Source organism: Verrucomicrobiota bacterium, assembly GCA_037139415.1.
Taxonomy (GTDB): Bacteria; Verrucomicrobiota; Verrucomicrobiia; order Limisphaerales; family Fontisphaeraceae; genus JBAXGN01.
In genome coordinates this window covers 1-10,587 of record JBAXGN010000232.1, presented here as the reverse complement: position 1 = coordinate 10,587, position 10,587 = coordinate 1, and the positions used below count along the sequence as shown (strand labels likewise).

General features: G+C 59.3%; 6 protein-coding genes. All 6 read left to right on the top strand.

Going from position 1 to position 10,587, the window contains the following annotated elements:
- Positions 1-269 precede the first annotated feature (269 nt).
- The 6 genes from WCO56_26445 to WCO56_26420 all read left to right on the top strand — a co-directional run bounded on the left by WCO56_26445 (position 270) and on the right by WCO56_26420 (position 10,555).
- On the top strand, positions 270-2,840 hold the full coding sequence (locus tag WCO56_26445; protein ID MEI7733140.1) for a hypothetical protein: 2,571 nt from the start codon (positions 270-272) through the stop codon (positions 2,838-2,840).
- A 77-nt stretch (positions 2,841-2,917) separates the two neighbouring features.
- Complete coding sequence (locus WCO56_26440) at positions 2,918-5,104, top strand: right-handed parallel beta-helix repeat-containing protein (protein ID MEI7733139.1); 2,187 nt, start codon at positions 2,918-2,920, stop codon at positions 5,102-5,104.
- A gap of 36 nt (positions 5,105-5,140) precedes the next feature.
- Positions 5,141-7,765 (top strand): glycoside hydrolase family 95 protein, encoded by a 2,625-nt coding sequence (locus tag WCO56_26435; GenBank protein MEI7733138.1) that lies wholly within the window; start codon positions 5,141-5,143, stop codon positions 7,763-7,765.
- Positions 7,766-7,780: 15 nt separating this feature from the next.
- Positions 7,781-9,460 (top strand): arylsulfatase, encoded by a 1,680-nt coding sequence (locus WCO56_26430; GenBank protein ID MEI7733137.1) that lies wholly within the window; start codon positions 7,781-7,783, stop codon positions 9,458-9,460.
- 28 nt (positions 9,461-9,488) lie between these two features.
- On the top strand, positions 9,489-9,617 hold the full coding sequence (locus tag WCO56_26425) for a hypothetical protein (protein MEI7733136.1): 129 nt from the start codon (positions 9,489-9,491) through the stop codon (positions 9,615-9,617).
- 398 nt (positions 9,618-10,015) lie between these two features.
- Entirely contained in the window at positions 10,016-10,555 is a 540-nt protein-coding gene (locus WCO56_26420) for a hypothetical protein (GenBank protein ID MEI7733135.1), read from the top strand.
- Positions 10,556-10,587: the final 32 nt, after the last annotated feature.

The window sequence follows — 10,587 nt, the reverse complement described above, 5'->3', positions numbered from 1 at the left end:
CCAGCAGCTCAAAAGACCAGCGAATTAGTCTCATCTTGATAGCGATTTGGAATTACGTCGGCTTTGACTGCTCGCAGTTGCCGCGACTTCGGGTAAGGTGAAAGGCTGACTGAAACCCAGAGGCCGCAAGTATTGTAAATTGGCCGAGGGGAATGAGACGGCTGGGACCCAGAATTAATTTTGTATGCACTGAGGCCTCCATAAAACGTCTTTTCTCCGCCTAAAGATTTTTCTGCCATGGCATCCCGGTCTTTGATATACCTTACCCCATGATGCCATATACGATTACTCGCCGCAGTTGGTTGACCGCCTCGGCCATGGCGCTGGCTTACGCCTCCAGCGGGATACGCGTGATTGCCGAACCCGTGCTCAAGGTGGCGCCGAATCCGCTTGCGGGCGAAGAGCCGCTGCTGTTTGACAAGGTCACGTTTGAGATGAGTTTGAAACCATTTCGGGTGATGGAGGAGTCCGCCATCCGCGAGGTATGCACGACCATTTTCCGCCAATGGGATGGCGTGATTCGCCGCTGCCGTTCGGTGGGGGTGATGCTTTGGACCGCAGATGGGAGTGAAATTCTCGATTATGCCGGACAACTTGACACCGAGATTGAATGGGCCAGGTATGTCGGCATCGGTACGCCGCCCAAAGACCCGGCCCCGGGCGATCCGCAACGCCTCAGCCTGCATAGCACCCCCTGGCTGTACATGGAAAATCCGCCACACATCACGTATCGCTGGTTGAAAACCATTGTCCGATGCCTGAAGGAAACCGGCCAGAAAATGACTGGCAAACCAGTCGTGGTTGGGGCGACGTTTGATCCCGGCCCGGAGTTTGCCCATTCTTCCTTTAAATACGAACGGCACACGGAAATTGCGCAGGGCGACCTCATGGGCAAGAACCAATGGGTGGCTTGCACGGCCATTCTCAAGGGCGATACCCGTCCGTATGCGGGCTTCCCCGCCGGCATTCCGGAAGGCACCACGCTCGGTCGTTTCCTGGGGCGTCAGAGCCAGCATTTCCTGAGCGATCTGGGGTTTGATTATCTGTGGCTCTCCAACGGATTTGGGTTCTCGCTCAGTGCCTGGAGCGTCAAGGGTCTGCTGTTTGACGGTAAGGCGTTTGATGCCGCTCGGGCTGGCAAAGTCCGCTCCGAAATCCTCTCGTTCTGGCGCGAGTTCCGCCAGGAATGCCCGAATTTCCCGCTGGAAACGCGAGGCAGCAATCTGTCCACCGGCGCGGATCTCGCCTCCGCCGGCTCCCCGCTGGCGGATATTTACCGCGGTAACTTTAACCTGACCGCGCCGCCAAATTCCCCGTGGGCCGCGCTGGATGGCGACTTTGGGTTGGAGGTGGTGGGCTACCTGTCGCACATTGCTGAACTGCCGCCGAATGAGAAGTTTCCGTTCCGCTTTTACACGCATGACCCATGGTGGTTGAACAGTCCGTGGTTTGACCGTTATGGCCGCGATCCGCATGATATTTATCTGCCGCTCGCCATCGCCCGCATCAATGCCCGGGGGGAGGTCACCCGCCCGGCAAATCTCAACTTGCTTACCATTGACGATTCGTTTGGCAACCTGCCCGAGGCCTGCCCGCGAGAAGTCATTCCCCATGTGTTGACGGCGGCCTCGCATTATAGTGATGAACCGGGCCTCCTCACTTGGATTTATCCCTTTGACGAATATCATGACCGCGTCTTTGGCAACGACCCGCGCCTGGCGGAACCGTTTTTCGGCGATTGGTTCATGCGCGGCGCGGTGAATGCCGGCCTGCCGGTGAATACCGTGGTTTCCACCCGCAACTTTCTCGCCTCGCTCAAAGCCCGGCCCAACGTGTACCGCCACAGCATTCTGCTGACTCCGGTGCCGGATGCCGGCAGCCCGCTGGAAACGGCGCTTTTCGATTGCCTGGCCGCTGGGTACGATGTGCTCCTGTACGGCCCTACGGAACATGCGGGCGAAACGCTTTTGCAACGGTTGAATGTGAAAGCCGCCGCGCCCTTGAGCGGCGAACTGGCGATGCAGCATCAGTTTGTGCCCGATGTGTTCCGGCAGGAAACCCTCGCGGGAAAATTGAATCATCGCGAAGTGCCTTCCGCCGGTGGCATTACCACGGTCTGGCGCGGGGCGTCGCCGGGGTGCGAAGTATGCGCCACCGTCACTCAGGGAACGGAAGAGCGGGCGTATGCCGTCTTCCGGGGGGCTCCGCAAAAATCAGGCACGGGACGCCTGGCCTGGGTGCGCGGCGGTTTTGCCTGCACCATCGGCGGCGGTCATCTGCCGACGCCGGATGATCCGCGCAAACTGTTCACCCCGGAACTTCTGATGCGCTGGATGCTGGATCGTTTTGGGGTGCGCTCCCGCTTTGATAAACCGTCACCGCAAACCCGTAATCCCTTGGTCCTGGTGGCGCGCAGCAACAACGGCTTTTACTTTTCCGGCTATTGCCCCTCCACGGCGGTCAAGCTCCGGCTCCGCCTGCCGCATGGCGCGCCAGTGATGGTCGGCACGGAGACGTGGCTGGAAAATGGGGATGCCACCTATACCATGCCCCGCGCCTGGCATCGCGAGGTGCGCGTGTTGGTCGAACAAAAAGACGACGGCGAACTTTCCTGCATCGAGCGCCACTCCGGCCACGTGGGTATCACGCGCCGCCTGCATGTGCGCGGGCTGAAACAGGCCACCGTGCATTTTTACCCGGAAACCAGCGCCAAGAAAGTGATCCTGGCGGTGAACAACCTGAGCACCACCAACGAAAAATCCGTGCCGCATACGGTCGAGGATGGGGGCCGCCGCCTCGTCGCGCGGGACATCACCGGTGAATTGCTGATTTCGTGGTAGGCGGATGCGCAACGATCACCGTTCATCGGAAAGCAGATTCACCGAAGCCCGGAAAAACTTATAAAAAAGAATAGCCAATGAAATTATTAGCGGTTTTGACGCTAGGGATGGTTTCCTGCGCGTTCGCAGACTTCAATGTATATGTGGCGACCGACGCTCCCGTTGGAGGCAATGGTGGGGTTGGCGCTCCGTATCAGACGTTACTCCAAGCGCGCGACGGCATCCGCGCGGCCCGCAAGGCTGGGACGCTGAAAGCCGGCGAGGCGGCGACGGTCCAGGTTGGTGCGGGCGTTTACCGGTTCGATACGACGTTTGAGCTGCGCGCGGAGGATGGCGGCACCGCGGATGCGCCGGTAACCTACCGCGCTCAGGCGCATGGCAAGGTACATTTCCATGGCGGGGTCACGTTGGCGCCGGAGGCGTTCACCCCCGTAACCGATGAACGTGTCTTGGCCCGGCTTGATCCAGTCGCGCGCGGCAAGGTCCTGGTCTGCGATCTGTCGGCGCGTGGCAAATTTGACACCTTCAAAAACGCGTATACGGGTGTGCCGGTCGGTCCGTGGCTATACGTGGATTCGCAACCCATGACCTTGGCGCGCTGGCCGAATGCCGATGCGCCGGAGGCTGGCTGGGCGTCGTTCAGCAAAGCGGTGGACAACGGCCTGCCCAAGGCTGACGCCACCGATCCGGCGCTGCGGAAATTGCACCCCGGCTCGTTCATCCTGGAAGACACGCGACCCAAGCGGTGGAATCTGGAGGAGGGCGTATGGCTGTTGGGATATTGGACGCACGATTGGAGTGACGAGGTGATTCGCATCGCCAGTTATGACAAGGAAAAGCAACGCATCACCCTGGCGGCGCCACATAACTACGGGATCAATGGCGGCACCTGGGGCGCGGCCAAGCGCCGTTTCTTCGCACTGAACCTGTTGGAAGAATTGGATGCGCCTGGCGAGTGGTATCTGGATCGGGCCGGCAAGCGGCTCTATTTCTATCCCCCCAAACCGCTCAAGGGTTCGTTGATTGTGTTGGCCACGCTATCCCAACCCCTGGTCAAAGTGAACGACGCCAGGCATATCAAACTGGTCGGGCTGGGCTTTGAATCCGCGCACTCGGACGGCATTGTCTTGCAGAACACGGAAAATGTGGAAATCGCCGGATGCGTCGTGGCCAACTGCGCCGGGGACGGGATTTCAGTCAATGGCAAAGGCAATACGGTGCGTTCGTGTGAACTGTTCAATCTTGGGAAAGGTGGCATTATGCTGAACGGTGGCGACCGAAAAACGTTGACCGCCGCCAACAACCTGGCCCTTAACAACCACATCCATCACTATGGGATATTCAAGCGCACGTACGCTCCTGGCATTGGGGTGCAGGGCTGCGGGCAGATCGTGCGCAATAATTGCATTCACGACGCGCCGCATAACGCCGTTTTATACGGCGGCAATGAACACCTTTTCGAGTTGAACGAGATTTATCGGGTGGTGATGGAAACGGGCGACTCGGGCGCGTTCTACACTGGCCGCGACTGGACCAGCCAAGGCAATATTTTGCGGCACAATTACATTCATGACCTCGGCGGCGGCGATAGTAAACATGTGAACACCATGGGCGTGTATCTCGACGATTGCGACTGCGGCGACACCATTGAGGGCAACGTCTTCTACCGCGCCGGGCGCGCCATCATGATTGGCGGCGGTCGTGACAATCCCATATTAAACAACCTGGTCGTGGACTGCCCGATCGGGCTGCACATGGATGCGCGGGGGATGACCTGGAAACAGTGGAACAATCCGGCTGATTCGAGTTGGAGCCTTGAAGCGAAAGCCAAGCGGCTCAATTACACCGAGCCGCCATGGAGCCAGAAGTACCCGCGGTTGGCTGCGATCATGCAGGAAGAACCGCGGCAACCCCTCAATAATCCCATCCGCCGCAACGTCTTCGTGGACTGCAGCAAGCAAGTGTGCGACTTCGACGGCAACGTCAAGAAGCTGCTCGACAAGTTCGCGATCACGGACAATCTGGCCGTGAACACGAGCGGGGCCAAAACCGTGGCGATGGCGGCGAATATCAAGGGCTTTGGCAACGTATCCGGCAGTCCGGAGAAAGTGGTTGATCTCGGTTTTACGGCGGCGAAGCAGGGTGATTTCACGCTTCGCAAGGGTGCCCGGCTATTGCAGGAATTACCCGCATTTGAGCCGATGCCATTCGCTAAAATCGGATTATTCAAAGACGAATACCGCCGCGAACTCCCGACGCGTTGAAGTAAACGGAAGGAACCGAACATGAGGAAACTGAACATGAACAAGTCGCAAACGAGCATCGTTCTCGCGGTACTGCTGACGCCGCTGGTGGCGCAATGCGCCGCCTCAGACCTGACGCTGTGGTACACCCAGCCGGCCAAGAAGGGTATGAATGAGGCATTGCCGATCGGCAATGGCCGGTTTGGCGGCTTGATTTACGCCGGAGCCAAACAGGAACGCGTCGTCCTCAACGAAATCAGCCTCTGGACCGGCACCGAGATTTCGGATGACAATTACAGCAAGATGGGTTCCTACCAAATGCTTGGCGAACTCCTTGTGGACGTCGTGCCCGCGACCACTGCTCCCGCGATGACCGCGCCGACCGTGGTCTGTGCCAGTGAACACAAGGCTTTCACTGCCAGCGAAGAAATCGCCGCCGCAGGGGATGGCGACCTGAAAACCAAGTGGTGCGTCGAACATCATGATCGGCCCGTCATCTGGGAACTGCGCCTGCCCGAAGTCCGCGCGGTGGATCAGTACTCGTTCATTTCCGCCAACGATGTCCCGGCCCGCGATCCATCCACCTGGGAATTCAGCGGTTCCACCGATGGCAAAACCTGGCTCACGCTGGACCGCCACGAAAACGAGCCGCCGTTTGCAAAGCGGCGCGAACAGAAGACCTTTACCTGTAAAAATGCCACGGCCTACCGGTTCTACCGGCTGACGTTTGCGCCGAACAAAGGAATCAGCCATTTCCAGGTCGCCGAGATCGTGATCCCGGGCGTGACGGCACAAGTCAAAGAGATCGCTCTCAACGTGCAAAATTATCGCCGCTCGCTTGATCTCGCAACCGCCATCCACAACGTGAGCTACAAGGATGGCGACGTGACCTTCCGCCGCGAGGCGTTCGCGTCCCACCCGGCTGGCGTAATGGTCCTGAAATTTTCCGCCGACCGCCCCGGCGCTTACACCGGCACCTTGCAACTCCCGGGTTCACACAAGGAGACGACGGTGGCGACGGGCAACTCCCTCGCGTTTTTCGGCGCCCTCAGCAACGGCATGAAATACGAGGCAAAACTCGTCGCGCTCGCCGACGGTGGCACGCTCCAGGCTGGCGATGGTAAAATCGAGTTTGCCAATTGCAACAGCCTCACTGTGCTCGTCGCGGCGGGCACGGATTATGTGCCGGATTACGCCCGGAACTATCGCGGCGAGAATCCGCATGCTGCGATTGAACAACGGCTGGCCGCTGCCGCCGCGAAAAAGTACGACGCCTTGAAAGCGGCGCACCTCACCGAATATCAGTCGTACTTCAACCGCGTGGTGCTCGATGTGGGCGCAACCCCGGCTGACCGCCTCGCGCTGCCGACCGACCAGCGCAAAGTGGCGCACGCCGAAAAGGGCGGCGATCCTGACTTGGAGGAACTGCTCTTCCAATACGGACGGTACCTGATGATTTCCTGTTCGCGTCCTGGCGGGTTGCCAGCCAACTTGCAGGGGTTGTGGTGCGACAGCAACAATCCGCCGTGGCACAGCGATTACCACGCGAACATCAATATCCAGATGAACTACTGGCCCGCTGAGCCGGCGAACCTGGGAGAATGTCACACGACCCTATTCGACTTGGTCACCAGCCAGCTTGAACCGTGGCGCAAGGCCACCGCGGTGGAAAAACGGTTCGCCACCACATCGGGCAAATCCCGGGGTTGGGCCGTCCGCACCTCGCACGGCATCAACGGCGACCAGGCTTGGCAGTGGGATGTGACCGCCAACGCGTGGTATTGCCAACATTATTGGATGCACTACACCTTTGGTGGCGATAAGGCCTGGCTCCAGCAGGTCGCATACCCGGTGATGAAAGAGACCTGCGAATTCTGGGAAGACCGGCTCAAGGCGCTGCCCGATGGCCGGCTCGTCGTCCCGAACGGCTGGTCGCCCGAGCATGGCCCGCACGAAGACGGCGTCAGCTATAGCCAGCAAATTGTTTGGGATTTGTTCAATAATTACGTTGCCGCGAGCGAAGCCCTCGGCATGGATGCCGACTATCGTGCAAAAATCGGTGGGATGCGCGATAAGCTGGTCGGCCCGAAGATCGGCAGTTGGGGCCAACTCCAGGAATGGATGACCGACCGTGACAAAGCCGACGACCATCACCGGCACACCTCGCACCTGTTCGCCGTGTTCCCTGGTGACTGGATCAGCGTCGCCAAGACTCCCGAGTTCGCCGCCGCCGCCAAGAAATCGCTGATCGCCCGGGGCGAAGACGCCAACTCGGATGTCCGCGAGTGGTCGTTCGCCTGGCGCAGCGCGCTCTACGCCCGGCTCCGCGATGGCGAGAACGCGCACCGGATGGTGCAGAGTCTGCTCGCCAACCGTAACACCTGCCTCAACCTGTTCGGCCTCCATCCACCGATGCAAATGGACGGTAATTTCGGCATCACCGCCGGCATCTGCGAGATGCTGCTCCAATCACATGCCGGCGAGATCGAACTGCTGCCCGCACTGCCAACCGCGTGGCCGACCGGCAGCGTGAAAGGCTTGCGTGCCCGCGGTGGATTTGAGGTGGACATCGCGTGGCAGGACGGGAAGGTCACCCGCTACCGGATCGCTGCCAAAGAACCGCGCACAGCCAAGGTGCGCGTGAATGGTGAGTTAAAGACGATTACCGCCGAAAGACTCTGATTCCAAATCCAGCGAATGAAACGAACCACCCTGGTGCCCCTCATCGCCTTGGTCGCCCTGGCGGCGGCGCTCCCTGCCGCCGATGCGCCAAGGCCAGTGGCCAAGCCTAATATTGTGCTCATTCTGGCCGACGATCTGGGCTGGAGTGATCTCAGTTGTTATGGCGGCGAAATCCAAACGCCCAACCTGGACACGTTGGCGGCGGGCGGATTGCGCTTCACCCAGTTTTACAACGGCGCGCGGTGCTGTCCCTCACGCGCGTCCATAATGACGGGGCTTTATCCGCACGCGGCCGGTTTCCCTGAAATGTCAGGCAGCCTGCCGGCGAATTGCGTCACGATTCCAGAACTGTTGCGCTCGGCGGGTTACCGGACCTTCATGTCCGGCAAGTGGCACCTGGGGCAGCCTGGCCCGATCAAGCGCGGGTTCGATGAATACTTCGGCATGTTGGGCGGCTATGGCAGTTTTTGGAATTCCAAACTTTACACCCGGCTGCCCCCCGGCCGACCGGCGCGGGAGTATGCGGAAGGGACTTTTTATGCCACCGATGCCATCACCGATTTCGCGCTCGAATTCATTGCCTCCGCCCGCCAGACGGCGGATAAACCGTTCTTCCTCTACCTGGCCTATAACGCCCCGCATTTCCCGCTGCACGCTCCCAAGGCCGAGATCGCAAAATATGCGCAGCTCTACGAACAAGGTTGGGATAAAATCCGCGAGGTGCGTTATGCCCGGCAAAAGCAACTGGGATTGCTCGATGAACGCTGGCCGTTGTCGCCCCGTTCCACCGTGCCACCCAACCGTGTGGCCACCGCGCATCAATGGGCGAACCGGCAAAATCCCGAGTGGCATTCACTCCCTGCCGATCGTCGCACTGATCTTGCCCGGCGGATGGCCGTTTTTGCCGGGGCCGTGGATCGCATGGACCAAAATATTGGCCGGCTGGTCACGGACCTCAAACAGCATCGCGAACTCGATAACACCCTCATCTTCTTCCTGTCTGACAACGGCGCCTGTGCGGAGTGGGATCCGTTTGGATTCGATGTGACCAACCAGGTGCAGCAAGTCAACCTGGGCACCACCAGCGGGCTCAACCTCCTGCACCAGGGCGCGGAACTGGAGTCCATGGGGGCGCCGGGCAGCTATTTCAGTTACGGCAGTGGTTGGGCCAATGCCTGCAACACGCCCTTCCGGTTGTACAAGCATTACAGCCACGAGGGCGGCATTGCCACGCCGTTGATCATCCATTGGCCGGCGGGCATGCAGCGCCCGGGTGAATTGGATCGGCGGCCAGGGCATATCGTTGACCTGTTGCCCACGTGCGCGGAAGTGGCCGGTACCGCCTATCCGGCTTCCATCAACGGCGTGGCCATCCAACCCGCCGAAGGGCGCAGTCTTTGCGCCGCGCTGCGTGGCGAACCGGACGCGGAACGACCGTTGTTCTTCGAGCACGAGGGCAATCGCGCCGTTCGTGCCGGAAAGTGGAAACTGGTGTCGTTGGCCGGCCAACCTTGGGAACTGTACGACATGGAAGCCGACCGGGTGGAGTTGCAGGACCGCGCCGCGCAGGAACCGGCGCGTGTCAAGGAACTGGCCGCGCTATGGGACGCCTGGGCGAAGCGGATGCGCGCCGCCGGCCACTGGAATTCCAACGCCAATCTGCCCAAACCGAAGCCAGGCACCATTCATGATTAGGTGCTGTCCAGAAATAAGCGTCGCAGAGATGCCGATGGGATTGGGGTGGCGGTGCATCGCGGGCGTGACGAATTACGCGGGAACGACCAACCTGCTGGATACGAATGCGGTCGGTAAACACCGGTTTTATCGCATCGGCAGTGCGAGTGAGAAGTGATAGGGGCCGCGTTTCCCATTCGCGTAAATTCGCGTGTTTCGCGGGCCGAGAAGGGGGCACTCGAATAACTCAGATCGAGAGGTAGAAACCTGGTTCCATACTCCGATTTTATTCGGTCATATTTTTCTGCCCGAAAATATTTCTGCAAAATCAGTTTCATTCCGCATTCCGCATTCCGAAATCAGAATGTATCACCCCACCTTGCCGCCGCACTCACAAAAAATGCGACTCCCGCGATTTCTTGGGGCAAGGGCCAAAGTGGGGGGTACGGAACTACCGACCCTGCCCACCTCGTAGTATTCGTAACGCACCAACGGGCTTGATGCAGCTCTGCGCGACAAATATTTCCCTCAAAATCCGGTTGTAAATTATCGGACTATGGTGTAAGAGGTTCTTATATGCACCTCCGCCTGTCAAATGGTGGTTATATCGGAACCTCATCGGCGCTGACCGTTGCGCTGCTGTGGCTGCTTGTGTCATGGGTGGCACAGGCCGAAACGCGTTATGTTTGGATCAACAGTCCCAACCCTTCCGCCCCCTACACCAATTGGGAAACTGCCGCGCAAAACATCCAGGCTGCCGTGGATGCCGCCCAGGCAGGCGATATCGTCTTGGTCACCAACGGCATGTATAACACTGGCGGCAAAGCCGTCTATGGCACCATGACCAACCGGGTGGCCATTGATAAGGCCATCACCGTTCAAAGTGTGAATGGCTCGGACGTGACGTGGATTGTTGGCACTCCCGCCCCCGGCACCACCAACTGTGGCGATGGGGCCATCCGCTGTGCCTATGTCGGGACTAACGCCGTACTTGCCGGATTTTCTCTGACCAATGGCTTTACTCGTAATAGCGGTAATGAAAGCAGGGAACAAAACGGCGGTGGTGTATGGTCTGAGTCTAGTGGTTTGGTAACTAGTATTACTATGTTAAGTTAAACCTTGTCTTTTTCGAGCCATTCCGCGAGACT

Bases quoted from the DNA above. Each gene is read 5' to 3' on its own strand.
- WCO56_26445 (MEI7733140.1), top strand. From the start codon at position 270: ATGATGCCATATACGATTACTCGCCGCAGTTGGTTGACCGCCTCGGCC.
- WCO56_26440 (MEI7733139.1), top strand. From the start codon at position 2,918: ATGAAATTATTAGCGGTTTTGACGCTAGGGATGGTTTCCTGCGCGTTC.
- WCO56_26435 (MEI7733138.1), top strand. From the start codon at position 5,141: ATGAACAAGTCGCAAACGAGCATCGTTCTCGCGGTACTGCTGACGCCG.
- WCO56_26430 (MEI7733137.1), top strand. From the start codon at position 7,781: ATGAAACGAACCACCCTGGTGCCCCTCATCGCCTTGGTCGCCCTGGCG.
- WCO56_26425 (MEI7733136.1), top strand. From the start codon at position 9,489: ATGCCGATGGGATTGGGGTGGCGGTGCATCGCGGGCGTGACGAATTAC.
- WCO56_26420 (MEI7733135.1), top strand. From the start codon at position 10,016: ATGCACCTCCGCCTGTCAAATGGTGGTTATATCGGAACCTCATCGGCG.